This window comes from Bradyrhizobium sp. URHA0013 (assembly GCF_000518345.1).
In the GTDB taxonomy this organism is placed as follows: domain Bacteria; phylum Pseudomonadota; class Alphaproteobacteria; order Rhizobiales; family Xanthobacteraceae; genus Bradyrhizobium.
Genome location: NZ_JADK01000016.1, coordinates 1 through 20576 on the forward strand (window position 1 = coordinate 1; position 20576 = coordinate 20576).

General features: G+C 63.9%; 17 protein-coding genes. 8 read left to right on the plus strand and 9 right to left on the minus strand.

Going from position 1 to position 20576, the window contains the following annotated elements:
• Both N551_RS0119510 and N551_RS0119515 read right to left on the minus strand, forming a co-directional pair.
• Nucleotides 1-1412: HAMP domain-containing protein (locus N551_RS0119510; protein WP_027568323.1), on the minus strand; the 1412-nt coding region annotated here is incomplete at its 3' end.
• Between the two features lie 184 nt (nt 1413-1596).
• Nucleotides 1597-3636, minus strand: coding sequence for a methyl-accepting chemotaxis protein (locus N551_RS0119515; RefSeq protein ID WP_027568324.1), 2040 nt, complete (start codon nt 3634-3636; stop codon nt 1597-1599).
• A 351-nt stretch (nt 3637-3987) separates the two neighbouring features.
• Between N551_RS0119515 and N551_RS0119520 the strand changes: the two genes are divergently transcribed.
• The 4 genes from N551_RS0119520 (at nt 3988) to N551_RS0119535 (ending at nt 9033) form a co-directional block, all read left to right on the plus strand.
• The gene (locus N551_RS0119520) at nt 3988-4473 is read left to right on the plus strand and encodes a (2Fe-2S)-binding protein (RefSeq protein ID WP_007599059.1); all 486 of its coding nucleotides are present in this window, start codon (nt 3988-3990) and stop codon (nt 4471-4473) included.
• Between the two features lie 84 nt (nt 4474-4557).
• Complete coding sequence (locus N551_RS0119525) at nt 4558-6900, plus strand: xanthine dehydrogenase family protein molybdopterin-binding subunit (RefSeq protein ID WP_027568325.1); 2343 nt, start codon at nt 4558-4560, stop codon at nt 6898-6900.
• A gap of 13 nt (nt 6901-6913) precedes the next feature.
• Nucleotides 6914-7714 carry a xanthine dehydrogenase family protein subunit M gene (locus N551_RS0119530; RefSeq protein WP_027568326.1) on the plus strand — a complete coding sequence of 267 codons (801 nt, stop codon included), beginning with the start codon at nt 6914-6916 and terminating at the stop codon, nt 7712-7714.
• Nucleotides 7715-7920: 206 nt separating this feature from the next.
• Nucleotides 7921-9033, plus strand: a complete 1113-nt coding sequence (locus tag N551_RS0119535; RefSeq protein WP_027568327.1) for a CaiB/BaiF CoA-transferase family protein — start codon at nt 7921-7923, stop codon at nt 9031-9033.
• A 210-nt stretch (nt 9034-9243) separates the two neighbouring features.
• Here N551_RS0119535 and hppD read toward each other — a convergent pair whose 3' ends face one another.
• Nucleotides 9244-10359 carry a 4-hydroxyphenylpyruvate dioxygenase gene (hppD, locus tag N551_RS0119540; protein WP_027568328.1) on the minus strand — a complete coding sequence of 372 codons (1116 nt, stop codon included), beginning with the start codon at nt 10357-10359 and terminating at the stop codon, nt 9244-9246.
• Nucleotides 10360-10480: 121 nt separating this feature from the next.
• On the opposite strand from hppD, the gene N551_RS0119545 reads away from it, so the two are divergent.
• Together N551_RS0119545 and N551_RS0119550 are read left to right on the plus strand one after the other, a co-directional pair.
• On the plus strand, nt 10481-10960 hold the full coding sequence (locus tag N551_RS0119545; RefSeq protein WP_027568329.1) for an Lrp/AsnC family transcriptional regulator: 480 nt from the start codon (nt 10481-10483) through the stop codon (nt 10958-10960).
• A gap of 75 nt (nt 10961-11035) precedes the next feature.
• Nucleotides 11036-11347 (plus strand): DUF1272 domain-containing protein, encoded by a 312-nt coding sequence (locus N551_RS0119550; RefSeq protein WP_027568330.1) that lies wholly within the window; start codon nt 11036-11038, stop codon nt 11345-11347.
• A gap of 134 nt (nt 11348-11481) precedes the next feature.
• Here N551_RS0119550 and fahA read toward each other — a convergent pair whose 3' ends face one another.
• The 5 genes from fahA to N551_RS0119575 form a co-directional block, all read right to left on the minus strand.
• Nucleotides 11482-12756 (minus strand): fumarylacetoacetase, encoded by a 1275-nt coding sequence (fahA, locus tag N551_RS0119555; RefSeq protein WP_027568331.1) that lies wholly within the window; start codon nt 12754-12756, stop codon nt 11482-11484.
• 175 nt (nt 12757-12931) lie between these two features.
• Complete coding sequence (gene hmgA / locus N551_RS0119560; RefSeq protein WP_027568332.1) at nt 12932-14278, minus strand: homogentisate 1,2-dioxygenase; 1347 nt, start codon at nt 14276-14278, stop codon at nt 12932-12934.
• A gap of 2 nt (nt 14279-14280) precedes the next feature.
• Nucleotides 14281-15237 carry an MBL fold metallo-hydrolase gene (locus N551_RS0119565; protein ID WP_027568333.1) on the minus strand — a complete coding sequence of 319 codons (957 nt, stop codon included), beginning with the start codon at nt 15235-15237 and terminating at the stop codon, nt 14281-14283.
• A 21-nt stretch (nt 15238-15258) separates the two neighbouring features.
• Nucleotides 15259-15483 (minus strand): DUF2783 domain-containing protein, encoded by a 225-nt coding sequence (locus N551_RS0119570; RefSeq protein WP_027568334.1) that lies wholly within the window; start codon nt 15481-15483, stop codon nt 15259-15261.
• Nucleotides 15484-15496: 13 nt separating this feature from the next.
• Complete coding sequence (locus N551_RS0119575) at nt 15497-17137, minus strand: FAD-dependent oxidoreductase (RefSeq protein WP_027568335.1); 1641 nt, start codon at nt 17135-17137, stop codon at nt 15497-15499.
• 109 nt (nt 17138-17246) lie between these two features.
• Here N551_RS0119575 and N551_RS0119580 point away from each other — a divergent pair, with 109 nt between their 5' ends.
• The gene (locus tag N551_RS0119580) at nt 17247-17789 is read left to right on the plus strand and encodes a MarR family winged helix-turn-helix transcriptional regulator (RefSeq protein ID WP_027568336.1); all 543 of its coding nucleotides are present in this window, start codon (nt 17247-17249) and stop codon (nt 17787-17789) included.
• Here the strand turns inward: N551_RS0119580 and N551_RS0119585 are convergent, their stop codons facing one another.
• Entirely contained in the window at nt 17790-18596 is an 807-nt protein-coding gene (locus N551_RS0119585) for an N-acyl homoserine lactonase family protein (protein ID WP_027568337.1), read from the minus strand.
• Between the two features lie 372 nt (nt 18597-18968).
• Here N551_RS0119585 and N551_RS0119590 point away from each other — a divergent pair, with 372 nt between their 5' ends.
• A complete protein-coding gene (locus tag N551_RS0119590) occupies nt 18969-20468 on the plus strand; it encodes a caspase family protein (RefSeq protein ID WP_027568338.1) in 1500 nt (499 codons plus the stop codon).
• Nucleotides 20469-20576: the final 108 nt, after the last annotated feature.

Genomic DNA, 20576 nt, shown 5'->3' on the forward strand with positions numbered 1-20576 from the left:
ACCGAGGCCGAGAGCTCTTCGGTCGCGGTCGCGACCGACTGCATGTTGCTGGAGGCCTGCTCGGAGACGTCGGCGACCTGGCTCGACAGGCTCTGCGTGGTCTCGGCAGTGCGGGTCAGAGTCGAGGCCGCCGATTCCAGCTGCACGGCTGAGGCCGAGACGTTGGAGACGATGGCACCGACCGCGCTCTCGAAATCGTCGGCGAAACGAATCAGCTCGGAACGACGGCTTGCGGCCTGCTCCCTGTTCTGGAGTTCGTTGGCGGCGGCGTCGCGCTCGGCCTTGGCCACGGCCTGCACTTTGAATTCTTCGACCGCGCCGGCCATCTCGCCGATCTCGTCCCTGCGCCCGAGGCCCGGCAGCACGACGTCAAAATTGCCCGAGGCAAGCTCGCGCATCGCCTTGCACATCGCGATCATCGGACGCGAAATGCCATTGCCCAGCATCCAGGCCAACGCGGCGCCAATGGCGAGGCCGCCCAGCGCCATCATCAGCATCGTCCGCTCGGTCTCGCTGATGGTGGCATTGGCGCTCACCTCGATGCGCTGCTGATCTGCCGTCAGCTCCGACCGCAGCTCACCCGAGAGCTTGAGAATGGACGCAGCCGTTTTCGTCATGTCGCCGTTCAGCTTGACGATGACCTTCACGTTCTCGGTCAGCTTCGAAAAGGAGGTGCGGTACTGCTTGAGGAGATTGCTGATCTCGGTGACGCGGTCGGTGATTTTCTGGTCGTTGGCATATATCGAGACCAGCAAGGTCTCCAGGAATTTGATGCGGGCGGTCACGCCGTCGGCGGTCTTCGGCTCCGGCTTGGCGACGAAGGCGCTGACCGAAGTGGAAACCGCAAGGTATTGCGATGTGATGTCCTTGGCCGTGCCCTGAACCGAGTTCAGGCCCGCCAATGCCGCGGTATCGGCAAGATCGTCGAACTTGAAGCGGATCTTGTTGCCGACGCTGTTGAGCTCATCCGTCGCGATCTTGCCGTTCTCGCGCGTCAACGTGATGATCTCGCCGAACACCTTGGTAAAGCTCTTGAAGTCGGCCTCGAGCCGGCCGACCTGTTCGCGGCGCGCGGCGCCCGTGGTGGCCGCCGCAGACTTGGCGATCGCGGCCCTCAAATTCTCTTCGGCCGCTTTGGCGGCGGTCTCATCATCCGCCGCGCCGGTCAGCGTGTAGGCCCGCGCCAACCCCTGGTAGGCGATCAGCTCGCGATCGACCGTCCGCGCAAGGTCCGCTTCGGCGACGCTGGAGCGGTAGGAGGCCACGGCGGCCTGGATCCGCTCGAAGCCGAAATACGCGAAAGCCATGCTGACGGCGAGTATGGCGAGCACCGCCACGAAGCCGAGAATGATTTTTGCGCGAAAACGCAAGGTGAGCAGCTTCGATGTGGTCGGCTTCGACTTGACGGGCATTCCCCACCCCATTCCATTCGCGGAAAACCAAGCGCAGCCCGGAAGCAGCCCGCTTCCTGACGCGTGAGCACGGTAAATGGCAAAGGATAAGCGGCGGTAAATTTGTGGCGCCGCAACCGGCGGTTAGGTGACGCAGGGTCTCGTCGTCCTGGCTTTCGCCAGGACGACATTGGCGGGAATGCCGCTACGCCGCCCGGATATTGCCCATGAAGCGGTCGAGCTCGGCGCGCAGGCGGGTGCTTTCGGACGACAGCGTCTTGGCCGAGTGCAGCACCTCTTCCGAGGCCGAGCCGGTTTCGGCGGCGCCGCGGTTGACCTGGCCGATGTCGGTGGCAGCGGTCTGAGTACCCTGTGCGACGGTCTGGACGCTGCGCGCGATTTCCTGCGTCGCTGCGCCTTGCTGCTCCACTGCGCTCGCAATCGACGTCGAGATCGACGAGATCTGGCCGATGGTCGCGCCGATCTCCTTGATCGCCGCAACCGATTCGGCGGTCGCGCCTTGCATGCCCGTGATGTGCGAGGAGATCTCGTCGGTGGCCTTCGCGGTCTGGCTCGCGAGCGACTTCACTTCGCTGGCGACCACTGCAAAGCCGCGGCCGGCTTCACCGGCGCGCGCCGCCTCGATGGTCGCGTTGAGCGCCAGAAGATTGGTCTGCTCGGCGATTGCCGTGATGAGCTTGACCACTTCGCCGATCTGCTGGGCGGCATGCGAGAGCTTGCCGATGCGGTTATCGGTCTCTTTTGCCTGCACCACGGCGGCTTCGGCAATGCGGCTGGAATCGCGCACCTGGCGGCCGATCTCCTCGACCGAGGCCGAGAGCTCTTCGGTCGCGGTCGCGACCGACTGCATGTTGCTGGAGGCCTGCTCGGAGACGTCGGCGACCTGGCTCGACAGGCTCTGGGTGGTCTCGGCGGTGCGGGTCAGCGTCGAGGCCGCCGATTCCAGCTGCACGGCAGAAGCCGAGACGTTGGAGACGATGGCGCCGACCGCGCTCTCGAAATCGTCGGCGAAACGAATCAGCTCGGAACGGCGAGCAGCGCTCGCTTCCTTGTTCTGGGCCTCGTTGGCGGCGGCATCGCGCTCGGCCTTGGCCACGGCCTGCACTTTGAATTCCTCGACCGCGCCGGCCATCTCGCCGATCTCGTCCTTGCGCCCCAGGCCCGGCAGCACGACGTCGAAATTGCCCGAAGCAAGCTCGCGCATCGCCTTGCACATCGCGATCATCGGGCGCGAAATGCCGGTGCCGAGCAGGAAAGCGAGGATCGCGCCGAGCAGCGTGCCGCCGACGGCCAGCATCAGCACCAGTTGCTCGGTCTTCCCGATGGTCGCTTCCGATTCGGACTCCAGCCGCTGCTGTTCGGCAACGAGGTCCGCCTTCATGGCGGTAGCACCCTGAAGGATCGCGCCGGCCGAACCGCTCATCTCGGTGACGAGATCGTCGATCATCTTGGCGTTGGCGATCAGTTTTTCCAGCGATTCCCGATAGGCGCCGAGCAATCCTCTGGCATCCTTCAGGCCGGCGACGATCTTGTCGTCCATCGAATAGACTGCGTTGAGGGAGTTCTCGACGAATTTCAGCCGCGCCAGCGCGCTGGTAGCAATCGTCTGGTCGGACGTCAGCACGAAATTGGTCGCCGCCGCGTTCGCGGTCTGGAATTGGGCGTTGACCTGCTTGGTTCCGAACTCGATCGCCTGCGCCTCGGAATCGGAGGCATTGTTGCCGATGTCGTCGAGCTTGTATTTCAGGAGGTTGGCGTTGCGCGTGAGCTGGTTCTGCACCAGCAGCGTGCTGTCACGCTTGGCCTGGAGGACTTTTGCGAAGGTCGCGGAGAAGTTGGAAAACTCCTTGGAGAGCTTGCCCAGACTTTCCTGCCGCGCCGGCTTCTTGGCGCTCTTGACCGCCTGGTCGATGGCGCCCTTCAGGCCGGTCTCCGCGTCCAGCGCCGTCTTGGCGTCGTCCTCCTTGCCGGTGACGACGAAATATTTGACGGCCGAGCGATAGGCGAGCAGCTCCCGGTCGATATTACGGGCGAGATCGGCCTCGGTGACGCTGCTGCGGTAGGACCCGACCCCGGACGAGACCCGCTCGAAGCCAAAATAGGAGAAAGCCATGCTGCCGGCGGAGATCACCAGCACCGCGGCAAAGCCCAGAATGATCTTGGCGCGGAACCTGAGGGTCGGCATTATTGTGCGCTTCGACGACGACGCGATACGCCCGGACATTCCCACCCCCATTTTCATTCAGCCGAGATCCGGTGGCGCCCCGCCCCTGACCTGGCTGCGCAAAACTAAGGCAGAATCGATAAGGGGCGGTAAATTCGGTGGGCCCGCAGAGTTCAGGCTCTATCAGCCCAGCGAACTGAAAAGGCGAACCGCGCAAGGATATAGAGGCTGGCATCCCAGCTGCGCCCCGGCGCCGCACCCGATCTGGCCGACTCGCCCCCCCAACCAATGTTGGGCATTCTGGATCAATGACTTTTCCATGACGCGGGCGACCAAAATCGTAGTTGCAAAGTTCCGGGTCGCTGTCTCTAATTAGAAACAATCAAAATCGACCCCGGGAGGACTTCAACCGTGTCTACAGTCAAACTGACGGTGAACGGCAAGGCTGTTGCCGTTGACGTCGAGGACCGCACGCTGCTGGTTCAGCTGCTGCGCGACCACCTCAACCTCACCGGAACCCACGTCGGCTGCGACACCAGCCAGTGCGGCGCCTGCGTCGTCCATATGGACGGCAAGGCGGTCAAATCCTGCACCATGCTGGCGGGACAGGCCGACGGCGCCAGCATCACCACGATCGAAGGCATCGCCAAGGGCGACGAGCTGCACCCCATGCAGGCGGCCTTCCGCGACAATCACGGCCTGCAGTGCGGCTATTGCACGCCGGGCATGATCATGTCGGCGATCGATATCGTGCACCGCTATGGCGGCCAGCTCGACGAGGCCACCGTCCGCCACGAGCTCGAAGGCAATATCTGCCGCTGCACCGGCTACCACAACATCGTCAAAGCCGTGCTGGACGCGGCAGGCCGCATGAAGGTCTCGCAGGCAGCCGAGTAAGCGGCGCGCCTCGATATAAGAACCATTGCCGCTGCTTTCGAGGGAAAGCGCGGTCAAGACAAATTCCGGTCGGGAGGACCAGACATGGGTGTTGAAGGCATTGGCGCGAGCGTCGTGCGCAAGGAAGACAAGCGTTTTATTACCGGCAAGGGCCGCTACGTCGACGACATCAAATTGCAGGGCATGACCCATGCCCATTTCATCCGCAGCCCGCACGCGCATGCCAAGGTGAAGGGAATCGATTCCTCCGCCGCGCTGAAGATGCCGGGCGTGGTCGCGGTGCTGACTGGACAAGAGATCGTCGACGACAAGGTCGGCAACCTCATCTGTGGCTGGGCCATCACCTCCAAGGACGGCAGCCCGATGAAGATGGGCGCATGGCCGGCGATGGCGCCGGAGACGGTGCGCTTCGTCGGTCAGGCCGTCGCGGTCGTGATCGCCGAGACCAAAAATCTCGCACGCGACGCGGCCGAAGCCGTGGTCGTGAACTACGAAGAGCTGCCAGCGGTCGCCGACGTCCACGCCGCGATCAAGTCCGGCGCGCCGCAGTTGCATCCCGAAGCTCCCGGCAACCAGGTCTATGACTGGGTGATCGGCGACGAGGGCGCCACCGATGCAGCCTTCGCCAAGGCCGCCAACGTGGTGAAGCTCGACGTCACCAACAACCGCCTCGCGCCGAACGCAATGGAGCCGCGCGCCGCGATCGCCGACTACGATTCGGCGGAAGAGCACTTCACGCTCTACACGACGTCGCAGAATCCGCACGTCGCCCGCCTCGTGCTGTCGGCGTTCTACAACATCGCCCCCGAGCACAAGCTGCGCGTGATCGCACCCGATGTCGGCGGCGGCTTCGGCTCGAAAATCTTCATCTATCCCGAAGAGATGGTGGCGCTGTGGGCCTCGAAAAAGGTCGGCCGTCCCGTGAAATGGACCGGCGACCGCACCGAGGCCTTCCTCACCGATGCGCATGGCCGCGACCATGTCACTCATGCCGAGATGGCGTTCGACGCCAACAACAAGATCACCGGATTGAAGGTGAAGACCTTCGCCAATTTCGGCGCCTACATGTCGCTGTTCTCGTCGTCGGTGCCGACCTATCTCTACGCGACGCTGCTGTCGGGCCAGTACAACATCCCGGCGATTCATGCCGAGGTGGTCGGGGTCTACACCAACACGACGCCAGTCGACGCCTACCGCGGCGCCGGCCGCCCCGAGGCGAGCTATCTGATCGAACGTCTGATGGAGACGGCGGCGCGGCAGTTGAAGGTCGATCCGGCCGCGCTGCGCCGGACCAACTTCATCACCCAGTTCCCGCACCAGACGCCGGTGATCATGGCTTATGATACCGGCGACTTTAACGCCTCGCTCGACGCCGCGATGAAGGCGATCGACTATGCCGGCTTTGCCGGGCGCAAAGCCAAGGCGAAGGCCGACGGCAAGCTGCGCGGCATTGGCGTGTCCTGCTACATCGAGGCCTGCGGCATCGCGCCGTCGAAGGCCGTCGGCAGCCTGGGCGCCGGCGTCGGTCTTTGGGAATCCGCCGAAGTCCGCGTCAACCCGGTCGGCACCATCGAGGTCCTGACGGGATCACACAGCCACGGCCAGGGTCACGAGACCACGTTCTGCCAGCTCGTTGCGGAGCGTCTCGGCGTTCCCATCAGCCAGGTCTCGATCGTCCATGGCGACACCGACAAGGTGCAGTTCGGCATGGGCACCTACGGCTCGCGCTCCGCGGCCGTCGGCCTCACCGCGATCCTGAAGGCGATGGAGAAGATGGAATCCAAAGCCAAGAAAATCGCCGCGCATGCGCTGGAAGCCTCGGAAGGCGACATCGTCATCGAGAACGGCGAGTTCAAGGTGGCCGGCACCGACAAGGCGATCGCCTTCCCGATGGTCGCGCTCGCAGCCTACACCGCGCACAATCTGCCTGACGGGATGGAGCCGGGCCTGAAGGAGAGCGCCTTCTACGACCCGACCAACTTCACCTTCCCGGCCGGCACATACATCTGCGAGCTCGAGGTCGATCCCGGTACGGGCAAGACCTCCTTCGTCAACTTCGTCGCGGCCGACGATTTCGGCCGGCTGATCAACCCGATGATCGTCGAAGGCCAGGTCCATGGCGGTCTTGTGCAAGGCATCGGACAAGCGTTGCTCGAGCACGCGATCTACGACGCCAGCGGACAGCCAGTCACGGCCTCGTTCATGGACTACGCCATGCCGCGCGCCGACGACGTTCCCTCGTTCAACCTCTCCCACACCACGACGCTGTGCCCGGGCAATCCGCTCGGCATCAAGGGTTGCGGTGAGGCCGGCGCGATCGGCGCCTCTGCGGCCGTTATCAATGCGATCACGGACGCGATCGGCAAGAACAATCTGGAAATGCCAGCAACCCCTGACAGGGTGTGGCGCACGATCCACGCGGCTTAAGGGAGGAACGAAGATGTACCAGACCGTTTATCATCGCGCGTCCTCGGTTGACGAAGCCGTCGCCCTGTTTTCCAAGAGCAGCGAAGCAAAGTTCCTCGCCGGCGGCCAGACGCTGCTGCCGGTCATGAAGCAGCGCCTCGCCAGCCCGTCCGACGTCATCGACCTCGGCAAGATCAAGGAGCTTCAGGGCGTCGAGCTCTCGGGCGAAGTACTGACCATCAAGGCCGGCACGACCTATTTCGACATCATGCAGAATGCCGATGTGAAGAAGGCGATCCCCGCAATCGCCTATCTCACCTCGGTGCTCGGCGACCCCGCCGTGCGCTATCGCGGCACGATCGGCGGCTCGATCGCCAACAACGATCCCGCGGCGGATTTTCCCGCCGCGCTGCTCGCGCTCGGCGCCACCGTGAAGACCAACAAGCGGTCGATCACGGCGGATGACTTCTTCCAGGGCATGTTCACGACGGCGCTGGAGGACGGCGAGCTTATCACCGCCGTGTCGTTCCCGGTTCCGGCGAAGGCAGGCTACGAAAAGATGCGCCACCCTGCGTCTCGCTTCGCGCTGACCGGCGTGTTCGTCGCGCAGACGAAGTCGGGCGAGATTCGGGTGGCCGCCACCGGCGCCTCGCAAAGCGGCGTGATGCGGGTCGCGGCCATCGAAACGGCGCTGAAGGCGAATTGGTCACCGTCGGCGATCGACGGCGTGAGCATCTCGGCGAGCAATCTGCTGGCCGACATCCACGGCACGGCGGAGTACCGCGCCAACCTCATCAAGGTGATGGCGCAGCGCGCGGTGGCTGCCGCACGCTGATGATCGCGCTTTAGCGCCTCAACACAAATCTTCCGCGGCGCGCACTTCGGTGCGCGCCGTTTTATTTGGCCGTGCGGATGAAAATCGCTTGCCTCGCTGGCGTGAAGGCGAGAAAAGTTAATCAGCCAATTAACTCGCCCGCAGAGGAATGTCCGAGGCGATTGCCGAACAATCGGCATCTGCCCGCGACCCGAGGAAACAACGACGTGCTCGACAAATCAGCCCCCACCTCCTCCGTTCGCACCTCCGGCCCGCTCGCAGGTTTCCGCATCGTCGAATTCGCCGGCATTGGACCCGGCCCGTTCGCCTGCATGTTGCTGGCCGACATGGGCGCCGAAGTCGTCACGCTCGATCGTGTCGGCGCCAGGAAGAGCATGAAGTCCGTCGCAGGCCGCGGCCGCAAGGTGGTCGAGCTCGACCTCAAGGACAAGACGGCGATCGCGGAGGTGCTGGATCTGCTTGCGAATGCCGACGCGCTGGTCGAGGGTTTCCGTCCCGGCGTCATGGAGCGGCTCGGCCTCGGGCCTGACGTCGTGCTCGCGCGCAATCCAAAGCTGGTTTACGGCCGCATGACTGGCTGGGGCCAGCAAGGCCCGCTCGCCAATGCCGCCGGCCACGACATCAACTACATCTCCATCACCGGCGCGCTCGCCGCGATCGGCACGAAGGAGGCGCCGGTGCCGCCGCTCAATTTGGTCGGCGATTTCGGCGGCGGCGCGCTCTACCTCGTCGTCGGCGTGCTTGCAGCGCTCTTGGAGGCCTCGCGGTCAGGCAAGGGCCAGGTCGTCGATGCCGCGATGTGCGACGGCGCGGCATCGCTGATGTCGTTCTTCTTCGACATGACCACGCTCGGACGCTGGACCGAAGGCCGCAACGAGAACTTCCTCGACGGCGGCGCACATTTCTACGGCGTCTACGAATGCGCCTGCGGCCATTTCGTCTCGATCGGCTCGATCGAGCCGCAATTCTACGCGCTACTGCGCGAGCACGCCGGCCTGACCGACGCCGATTTCGACGCGCAGATGGACCGCAAGGCCTGGCCCGCGCTGAAGGAAAAACTGAAGACGGTGTTCAAGAGCAAGACGCGCGAGGACTGGTGCAAGATCATGGAAGGCACCGACATCTGCTTTGCGCCGGTGCTGACCATGTCGGAAGCGACCGAGCATCCGCATATGGTCGCCCGACAGGTGTTCGTCGAGCGCCACGGCGTCAAGCAGCCGGCGCCGGCGCCGCGCTTTTCACGGACGCCATCGGCGGTGCGCGAGCCGGAAGGGGCGGAGATCGGCGCAGTGACGAAGGCGTGGAAGGCGGGGCGTTAGACCCCCGCGGTTACAACAACCTCCGCTGTCGTCCCGGCGAAGGCCGGGACCCATAACCACAGGGAGTGGTTTGGCGAAGACTCGGAGTTCGGTACCCTCACCGATCAGATCGATAAATCACGCGGTATGGGTCCCGGCCCCCGTGCGCAATTGCGCACTAGGCCGGGACGACACCTGTTTTGATGTGGCAGTGTACGTAAAGTGCGCGACTTACGCCGCATCCACCTTCAGCACCCCACGCCGGATCTGGTCCTCCTCGATCGATTCGAACAGCGCCTTGAAATTGCCTTCGCCGAAGCCGTCGTCGCCCTTGCGCTGGATGAACTCGAAGAAGATGGGGCCGATCGCGTTGGCCGAGAATATCTGCAGCAGCACCTTGGTCTGGCCGCCGTCGACGACACCCTCGCCGTCGATCAGGATGCCATTCTTCTGCAGGCGCGCGACGTCCTCGCCATGCTTCGGCAACCGCGCGTCGATCCGCTCGAAATAGGTCTCGGGCGGCGCCGGCATGAAGGGCAGGCCCGCTTCGCGCAGGTCCTCGATGGTGCGGTAGATATCGCGGCAGCCGCAGGCGATGTGCTGGATGCCTTCGCCGCGATAGATATTCAGATATTCCTCGATCTGGCCGGAATCGCCGGCGTCCTCGTTGATCGGAATCCGGATCTTGCCGTCAGGGCTCGTCAGCGCGCGCGAGAACAGGCCTGAGGCGCGGCCCTCGATATCGAAGAAGCGGATCTGGCGGAAATTGAAGAGCTTCTCGTAGAAGCTGGTCCACACGTCCATGCGGCCGCGATGGACGTTGTGGGTGAGGTGATCGAGATAGAACAGGCCGGCACCGGCGGGACGCGGATCGCGCGCGCCGAGCCATTCGAACTCGTTATCATAGGCCGAACCCTTGGCGCCGTAGCTATCGACGAAATAGAGCAGGCTGCCGCCGATGCCCTTGATCGCGGGGACATCGAGCGTCTTCTGCGCGGAAGACACATCGGCAGGTTCGGCACCGAGCAAGATCGCGCGGTCGTAGGCCTTCCTCGCATCGACGACGCGAAACGCCATTGACGGCGCACAGGGGCCGTGCGCGGCGACGAAATCGTGACCGTGGGTGCCGGGCTCCTCGTTGACGAGATAATTGATGTCGCCCTGGCGATAGACCGTGATCTTCTTCGTTCTGTGGCGCGCGACGGGCGCATAGCCCATCAGCTTGAACAGGGCGTGCAGCTGTTCCGGATCGGGATGCGCATATTCGACGAATTCGAACCCGTCGGTGCCCATCGGATTGTCGGCGCTGATCGTGGCCGGCGGTGCATCGTGCGGAAACGGACCCATGGTGCTCTCCCAAATTGCTGCTGCCATGAACTATCCTTCATGGCGCTTGCAATGGGCGTGCAAATGGGACGTCATTTGGCTATCCTGCGCACGATCTGTGCATAAAACGGGACAATTGCGCATGACTTTGGTGGATGCCTTCGACCTCAAGATCCTGGGTGCGCTCCAGGACGACGGCCGCCTCACCAACCAGGAACTGGCCGACCTCGCGGGACTCTCGGCCTCGCAATGCTCGCGGCGACGGATGCGGCTGGAGGAGGAGAAGGTGATCGCGGGCTATCACGCCGATCTCTCCAGCGAGGCGCTGGGCTTCGGCGTGGTCGCCTTCATCCAGGTGACGCTGGCGACGCACTCGCCGGACAATTCGAAACGGTTCCGAGCGCTGGTCAATCGAATCGACGAGATTCAGGAGGCCTATTCGCTCACGGGCGACGCCGACTATGTGCTGAAAGCCGTGTTGCGCGACCTGAAGGGACTCTCCAATCTCGTCAACGACGTGCTGATGCCGCACCAGAGCGTGGCGCATGTGCGCTCATCGATCGTGCTCGACAGGCTGAAGGAAAGCACGCGTCTGCCGCTGAAGGAAATCAAACCCGGCTGAAATCGAGGGAAATCCGGCATTCGCGCTGCGCGCCCGATCTGCGATGATCCCCGCCAAATCTGCGGAGACTGAGCCATGGCCCTCCAGCTTCGACCGAACTGCGAATATTGCGACCGCGACCTGCCGCCGAACGCAACCGATGCGCGGATCTGCTCCTATGAATGCACGTTCTGCGCCGACTGCGTGGAGACGAAGCTCTCCAACGTCTGCCCGAACTGCGGCGGAGGTTTTGCGCCGCGACCGATCAGGCCAACGCAGGAGTGGCGACCAGGCGTGTGCACGACGAAGCAGGCGCCGTCGGACAAGCGGGTGCATCTGAAATACAGCCTGGAGGACGTCGCGGCGCATTGCGCGCGGGTCAAGGATGTACCGCCGGAGAAGCGGTGAACTCTCTCCACGTCATTGCGAGGAGCCCTTGCGACGAAGCAATCCAGACTGCCGCTGCGGAAAGACCCTGGATTGCTTCGCTTCGCTCGCAATGACGGAGGATGTGGATACAGTGTCCCATCACTCCCCTGCCATTACTCCGCCGGCAGAATCGTCCCCTCGACCTCGCCAAAGCCGACGCGATAGCCCTCGCCCTGACACCAGCCGCGCATGACGAGGCTGTCGCCGTCTTCCAGGAATGACCGCTTGATGCCGCCGGGCAATTCGACCGGCTCGGTGCCGTTCCAGCTGATCTCCAGCAGGCTGCCGCGCTGGTTCTTCTCCGGGCCGGAAATGGTGCCGCTGCCCAGGAGATCTCCGACGTTCATGGCGCAGCCGGAGGAGGCGTGGTGCATCAGCTGCTGCACCGAGGACCAGTACATGTACTTGAAATTGGTACGGCTGACACCGGCCGGCGCGTTGGCTCCTGCGGCACGCAAGGAGACGTCGAGCTCAAGCTCGTAGTTCTGCGGCTTGCCCTGCTTGAGGTAGTCGAGCGGCACCGGCTCCTGCTCCGGCCCGCTCAGGCGAAACGGCTCCAGCGCCTCGCGCGTCACCACCCACGGGCTGATCGAGGTCGCGAACGCCTTGGCGAGGAACGGGCCGAGCGGCACATATTCCCATTGCTGGATATCGCGCGCGCTCCAGTCGTTGAGCAGCACGAAGCCGAAGATCATCTCCTCGGCCTGCTGCTCCGTGAGCATCCCGCCCATGGCTGAGGGCTGCCCGACCACGACGCCCATCTCCAGCTCGAAATCGAGCCGCTTGCACGGTCCGAAGCTCGGCGCCTCCACATTCGGCGGCTTGAGCTGCCCGCGCGGGCGCTTCACCCTGGTGCCGGAGACCACGACGGTCGAGGCACGGCCGTTGTAGGCGATCGGCATATGGAGCCAGTTCGGCTGCAGCGCATTGTCCTTGCCACGGAACATCACGCCGACATTGGTGGCGTGTTCTTTCGACGAATAGAAATCAGTGTAGCCGGAGACTGCGAATGGCAGATGCAGTTTCGCATCGCGCATCGGCACCAGAGCCTGCTTGCGCAGTTCCTCGTTGTCGCGCAGTTCTGGATGATCGTGGCGCAAGAGCTCGCTGATCCGCGCCCGCGTCTTCGTCCAGACCTTTGGCCCCAACGCCATGAAAGCATTGAGCGACGGCGTCGAGAACACGCCGAGCGGGCCGACGTCGAGCCGCGAATCCTGCTCGAGCTCCCAGAGATCGAGCACGTAGTTGCCGATCGCCACGCCGACGCGGGGAGTCGGATTGGCCGCGGTCGAGAACACGCCGTAAGGCAGGTTCTGGATCGGGAAATCGGAGGCGGTATCCACGTCGATGAAGGAGCGGAGGCTGGGGTCGTTGGGGTGCGTTGTCACTTTTCGCCAGTCCTTTTTCCTTCTCCCCTTGTGGGAGAAGGTGGCGCGAAGCGCCGGATGAGGGGTTGTATCGACAATTGATACTGCGAGAGGCTCATTGGGGAGAGAGACCCCTCACCCGTCTCGCCGCTATGCGGCGAGCCACCCTCTCCCACAAGGGGAGAGGGTAAGAAGGCTACGGCTTGCTCGGATCGAACCGCTTTTCCAGACCCTTCCAGCAATCCGCGTAGTCGTCCTGCAATGTCGCGGAATTCGCGGCGTGCGCGGTGACGCGCTGCGCGTAGCGGGTCTCGAACATGAAAGCCATGGTGCCGGTCAGCTTCACCGGCTTCAGCTCGCCGTTGCTGGCGTGCTCGAAGGCATCGCGATCGGGGCCGTGCGGCAGCATGCAATTGTGCAGGCTCATGCCGCCCGGCACGAATCCTTGCGGCTTGGCGTCGTAGACGCCGTAGATCAGGCCCATGAACTCGCTCATGATGTTCATGTGATACCACGGCGGGCGGAAGGTGTTGTCGGCTACCATCCAGCGCTCGGGGAAGATCACGAAGTCGATGTTCGCCGTGCCTGCGGTCTCCGACGGCGAGGTCAGCACGGTGAAGATCGAGGGATCGGGATGATCGAAGCCGATCGCGCCGACCGGCGAGAAACTACGCAGATCATATTTGTACGGCGCGTAATTGCCGTGCCAGGCGACGACGTCGATCGGCGAATGCGGCAGCGTGGTCTTGAACAGCGATCCGCCCCACTTCACGTAAAGCTCGGTCGGCGTATCCTTGTCCTCGTAGTGAGCGACCGGCGTCAGGAAGTCGCGGGCATTGGCAAGGCAATTGGCGCCGATCGGCCCGCGCTCCGGCAGCGTGAAGGCGCCGCCGTAGTTTTCACAGAGATAGCCGCGCGCCGGCCCGTTCGGAATCTCCACCCGGAACTTGACGCCGCGCGGGATCACCGCGATCTCACCGGGCTCGGCATCGATGCGACCGAACTCGGTGACGATGCGAAGATTGCCCTGCTGCAGCACGAACATCAGCTCGCCGTCGGCATTGTAGAAGTGCTGGTCCACCATCGACTTGGTGATGAGATAAACATGCGCGGCCATGCCAGCCTGGGTGTTGACGTCACCGGCCGTCGTCATGGTCTGCACGCCCTGGAGGAATGTCATGTCCTCCTTCGGGATCGGCGCCGGATCCCAGCGCAATTGCGCGATCGGCAGATCGTTTTCATGGCACGGTGCCGAGCGCCACAGACCGCCGTCGACCTTCTCGAAGCGGCCCGAATGTTTCACCGACGGGCGAATACGATAGAGCCAGGAGCGCTCGTTGCTGCCGCGCGGCGCGGTGAAGGGAGAGCCGGAAAGCTGTTCGGCATAGAGGCCGTAGGCACAGCGCTGCGGCGAGTTGCGCCCGATCGGCAGCGCGCCCGGCAACGCCTCGGTCTCAAAGCTGTTGCCGAAGCCGGACATGTAGCCCGGCGTGACCTGGGCCGTGCTGCGAATGATCTGATCGGGCGAGGTATTGATGTTCATTTCTATCCTCCTCCTTGCAGGGCGGCCCACATCTCCTGGTCGCGCTTGTCGGTCCAGATCACGGGGTCGTCGATTCCCGACGCCTCGTCATAGGCACGCGACACGTTGAACGGCAGACAGTGCTCGTAGATGGCGAAGCTCGAAAATTTCGGATCCATGACCTCGCGCGTAGCGGCCATCGATTCCTTCAGCGTGCGGCCCTTGGCGACCGAGATTTCGGCGGCGCCGTAGAGCGAGGTGACGAAGTCGCGCGTCATCGCGATGGCTTCGCGCACCGTGGCGACACCCTTCAGCGCATCGCCGCGGCCCGGCGCGATCGCCTTGGGATTGAAGTTGCGGATCTCGTTCAGCGTCAGCGGCCATTCGCGCAAATGCGCGTCGCCGCAATAGCAGGCCGAGTGGTATTCGATCAGGTCACCGGAGAACATCACCTCGGCATCGGGCACCCAGGCGACGATGTCGCCCGAGGTGTGGCCGGCGCCAAGCTGCATCAGGCGCACCTCGCGCTTGCCGAGATAGATCGACATCTCGCCTTCGAAGGTCAGCGTCGGCCAGGTCAGGCCGGGAATGCTTTGGGCGTCCTGAAACAGGCGCGGAAAGCGGCCATACTCGGAATCCCAATCCTGCTGGCCACGCTCCTCGATCAGGCGATAGGTCTCCCGCGAGGCGACGATGCCCTGCGCCTTGTAGGCGGAGGCACCGAGCACGCGCACGGCGTGATAATGCGACAGCACGACATATTTGATCGGCTTGTCGGTGACGGTACGGACGCGCTCGATCACCTTGTTGGCCATCGCCGGCGTCGATTGCGCGTCGAACACCAGGCAGCCGTCGTCGCCGACGATGATCGCGGTGTTCGGATCGCCCTCCGCGGTGAAGGCGTAGAGATCGGTGCCGATCTCGGAGAAGGTGATCTTCTTCTCGGAGAGGTCGCCGGTGGATGCGAAGTTCTTCGCCATCAGTTGTTCCTTGTATCGGGGTTATTGTTGTTGCTGTTGTTGCTGCTGGCCGTCGATCATGCGGCGCTTCGCGAGGACGATCGCCTCGCGCAGCACGTCGATATCGCCGATATGGTTGGCGAGGATCAGCACCAGCGCCGCGTCGAAGTCGGCGCTTTGCTCGTCGGTGAAGCCACGATGCGCCTCCACGATGGCACGAAAGGCGTCGTCGGGTCGCGCGAAGTTGGAGCTGGTGGAGAGCGGCATGCGAATCCTCAATTCACGCAAGTTCTTGATTCAGACCTTGGGCCCGCAACAGCGTTGCCGCGACGCCAGCGCGCGTGGGGTGGCGGAAGCGCGCCGCAACGTAGCCGTCCGGCCTGAGCAGGTAGGCTGAGCCGGGTTCCGCATCATAGCGCTTTGCGGTGAGCCCCGCCGGATCTGCGAGCCCGTCCTCACTGCCGATGCGGATCTCCTTCACACCAACAGGCGCCTCGATCGCCGCGCCATTGCTGAACGACAGCAAGGTGAAGTCAGTCCCACCCTTGCGGAACACATCGGTCAAATAGACTTGCTCACCCGCGCGCGGCGTAACGGGAGCATCGAGCATCGAACAACCCGGGAGCGGACCACCGCGCCACGCATCCGCATCGGGCGATGACAGCGGCGAGTCATAGCTGCACGGCACCGAGAGCCGCCCGCCATTGACCATGCGCTTGCCGAACTCCGTTTCCTTGGCCAGCGACAGCACCGCCTTGCGCAGCCGCGCTTCCTGATGCGAGTTCGGCGCCATGAAGTCGGTCGAGCGGGTGGATTCGCGGATGTTCTCGTCGGCCGCCAGGCTGCGCTCAACATGATAACTCTCGAGCAGGCTCGCGGGTGAGGCGCCGCGCAGCACGCGGTCGAGCTTCCAGGAGAGGTTTTCGGCGTCCTCGAGTCCCGAATTGGCGCCGCGCGCGCCGAACGGCGAGACCTGGTGTGCGGAATCGCCTGCAAAAATCACGCGGCCATGGACGAAGCGGTCCATCCGCCGGCACTGGAATTTGTAGAGCGAGATCCACTCGAACTCGAACTTGTCGTGGCCAAGCATGCGCGCAATCCGCGGCCGCACGTTCTCGGGCTTCTTCTCGACGATGGGGTCGGCATAGCGATTGAGCTGAAGGTCGATGCGCCAGACATCGTCAGGCTGCCTGTGCAGCAACGCCGACCGCCCGGCATGAAACGGCGGATCGAACCAGAACCAGCGCTCGGTCGGGAATTCCGCGGTCATCTTGACGTCGGCGATCAGGAACTGGTCCTCGAACACCTGTCCCGCGAAGTCGGCGCCCACCATCTGCCGCAGCGACGAGCGCGCGCCGTCGCAGGCGACGACATATTGCGCGTGCAGGCGATAGGCGCCCTCCGGCGTCTCGATCGTCAGCGCGACGGAATCGTTGCGGCGCTCCAGCGCCGTCACCTTGTTGCGCCAGCGCAGATTGATCTCGGGCAGCTCGCTGATGCGGTCGACCAGATAGGACTCTGCGTAATATTGCTGGAGATTGATGAAGGCCGGCCGCTTGTGACCGTCCTCCGGCAGCAGATTGAACTGGTAGAGCTGCTGATCGCCGTGGAAGATGCGGCCGACGCTCCAGACCACGCCCTTGTCGACCATGCGGTCGCCGACGCCGAGCCGGTCCCAATATTCCAGCGACCGTTTCGAGAAGCAGATCGCGCGAGAGCCCTCGCCAATGCGGTCGGCATCATCCAGAAGGACGACGTGCTGGCCGCGCTGGGCAAGGTCGATCGCCAGCGACAGCCCGACCGGGCCCGCGCCGACGATCACCACGGGATGCTCGGCCGCGCTCTGGCCGGGACGATCCTGATCGGGGTGGCGGCGATAGCCGAACTGGGTTTTGGCCTGATGCGTATTGGCCTGCGCCATGCGCTCACCTCGGCTCTGGTCAGGAGAGGCCTGATCTGCTAATAGTCTCACGTGCAACTATTTTGGACCGGAGCCGGCCGGCCGTCAACTGGAATTCGGAGCGCTCTCCTTGGCGAGGACAACCAGCGACATCGCGCTGAAGACACGCGAGGCCGATGAGGCCTCGGCGCGCCCCAAAACACGGCTCGACCTGTTCAGGTTCGTACCGTTCCGCCTCAACCGGCTCGCGGCGGAGGTCAGCGCCGCGCTTTCGGTCGAATATCAGGAACGTCACGGCCTCGACATCCCGGCCTGGCGCGTGATCGCGACGCTCGGCTTCCGCAACGATGCCTGCAGCGCGCAGTACGTCGCGCAATGCACCCGCACGCACAAATCCACCATCAGCCGCGCGGTGACCATGCTGCTGCAGCAGGGTTTGATTGAGCGCGTCGAGAACGAAGCCGATCGCCGCGAATTCCGCCTGCGACTGACGAGGAAAGGCCGCACGCTCTACGAGGAGCTGTTTCCGCAATTGCTGCGGCGGGAAGACGAGATCCTCGCCTGCCTCTCCGCGCAGGAGCGCAAACAGCTATCGACGCTGCTCGGCAAGATCGAACAGAGCCTCGATTTGATCCAGACCAGCGAAGAGGCCGACGCCAAGCAGGCGTATTGATCACTTTGCAAACGACCGCGACGGCGGCAAATGCAGGGCCCACACATCGCCCTGGTCGCTGGCGCGCGGATAGATTTCCGTCACGATCGGGTCGTGGCCGGGAATGAACCGGTCGGGATGGCCCGCGAGACGCTCGATCGTCTCCCATCCAGCCGCCATGTCGCCGACATTGTAGACGATCGGGAATGGGCTCCTGCGCTGAAGATTGGCGTAGTAATGCGCGGCATCGGACGCCAGCACCACCGGTCCGCGGGCGGTCTCGACCCTCACCACCTGCAGGCCGTCGGAATGGCCGCCGACGCGGTGGACGGTGACGCCGGGCGCGACCTCGCCGTCGCCGGAATAGAAATTGACGCGCTCGCCATAGACATGGCGGACCATCTGCGTGACGTGCTCGACCGAGAACGGATGTCGCAGCAGTCCGTTGCACATGCAGCGCCCCGTCGCGTAGGCCATCTCGCGCTCCTGGATATGGAAGCGCGCGTTCGGGAAGCGGTCCAGATTGCCGGCGTGGTCGTAATGCAGATGCGTCACGATGATATCGCGAATGCTCGACGCCGCGACACCAAAGCGCTCCAGCGCGTCGACCGGATTGAGCGTCAGCTTGCGGGCCCGCGCGGACGCTTCCTCGGCATTGAAGCCGGTATCGACCAGGATGTCGCGGCCGTTGCCGCGAATCAGCCAGACGAAATAGTCGAGGTCCTGCGCCGCGCTGTCATGCGGGTCGGGCGCGAGGAAGTTCATGTTGGGCGTGCGCGGCGACATCGTCGCGTAGCGCAGGGCGTAGATTTCGTAGGCGTTTCCCATGGTTTTGATCTTGCTCTTTTGTGGATGCACCTTCAGGGCGATCGACCGCACCAAGCCATCGTCCACCGCAAAGGTCAAACACCGCAGGTTGCGAAGGAGGCCCGTCCGCAATGTGAGACCAATCACATTGTTGTCGCCATGGCTGCCCTAACGTGCAGCCGCAATGACAACCAGAATGCATCGCGTGCAATCGTGACCGCCCGTTTATTCCCCCCGCAACATGCCCATGCGTCGCGGTCAATTGTCGCGATCGCGCCGAATCCGCAAGCGGTTGACGCCCCCCTTCCCCGGTTTGATAATGCACATTGCGTAAGTTAAGGTCGCCGCGGCGCAAGCTGGAAACGGCGCCTTTTTGGCTGGATCGCGCTAATTATGAAAATTCGCCTGCTTTTCGTTCTGTCCTTGCTCGTGTCGCTCATCCCGACCGCTCCGTCACTTGCGGCCGGCGATCGCTTTGCGCTGGTCATCGGCAACGCCAAATACCCGGACGCCGACGCTCCCCTGAAGGAACCGCTCAACGACGCGCGCGACGTCGCCGACGAGCTCAAGCGCGACGGCTTTTCCGTCGAGACCGGTGAGAACCTGACCGGTGACGGCATGCGCCGTGCTTTCGACAAGCTCTACGGCAAGATCAAGCCGGGGTCGGTGGCACTGGTGTTCTTCAGCGGCTTCGGCATCCAGTCCGCGCGGCAGAGCTATTTGCTGCCGATCGATGCGCAGATCTGGACCGAATCCGACGTGCGGCGCGACGGCATCAGCCTCGAAACCGTGCTCGGCGAGCTCAATACCCGCGGCGCCGGCGTCAAGATCGCGCTGGTCGACGCCTCCAGGCGCAACCCGTTCGAGCGCCGGTTCCGCAGCTTCTCGGCCGGCCTGACCCCCGTCATCGCGCCGAACGGCACGTTGGTGATGTATTCGGCGGCGCTGGCCTCGGTGGTCTCGGACGCCGGCGGCGAGCACAGCCTGTTCGTCCAGGAACTCCTCAAGGAAATCCGCGTCCCCGACCTGATGGCCGAGGAGACGCTGAACCGCACCAAGATGGGCGTCACCCGTGCCTCCCGGGGCGAGCAGGTGCCGTGGATCTCCTCTTCACTGGCCGAGGATTTCTCGTTCATTCCAGGGGCCGGTGGGTCGCGCCCAACAACGACTCCGCCTCCCGCGCCGCCGCCGGTCGTCGCCAACAACCCGCAGCCGGCCCCGCCCGCACCTTCACCGCCTCCGAAACCGGCCGACACAGTGGCCGCGCCCGCTCCGTCACCGAAGCCGCAGGTCGAGGCTGCCTTGCCACCGGCACCACCGCCGCCTCCGCCTGTGATTCCGGCCGATCCGGCGACCGCTCCGAGCATGGAGAGCGGCCCGAGTGCGGCCGTCCTGGCCGAGGAGCCCACCATCAAGGGGCTGACCGCCAAGATCGCGGCCAATCCGGATGACGTGAACGCGCTTTACCGGCGCGGTCAGGTCTATGCCAGCAAGGGCGCCTACAGCCTGGCCATCAAGGATTTTGACGAGACGCTCCGGATCAACCCAAAGGACGTCGAGGCTCTGAACAATCGTTGCTGGACCCGCACCGTGGTCGGCGACCTCCAGGGCGCGCTGAAGGATTGCAACGAGGCCCTGCGGCTGCGGCCGAACTTCGTCGACGCGCTGGACAGCCGGGGGCTCGTCAATCTGAAATCGGGGGCGGTGAAGAACGCCATCGCCGATTTCGAGGCCGCCCTGAGGATCAATCCGCGCCTGACCTCCTCGCTGTTCGGACGCGGGATCGCCAAGCAGCGCAACGGCTCGGCGCAGGAAGGTGCGCTCGACATCGCCAATGCCAAGGCGATGGACCCGAACATTGTTCAGGAATTCGCAAGCTACGGAGTGCGTTGATATTTTTTTGAATCGGGGCCGATGTGCCTCGAACCCGCGACGGCCCGGCGAAGACTAATTGAACGGATGCCGCCGCCCGCCTTTTCGGGGCGGCTTACTGCAGGATTT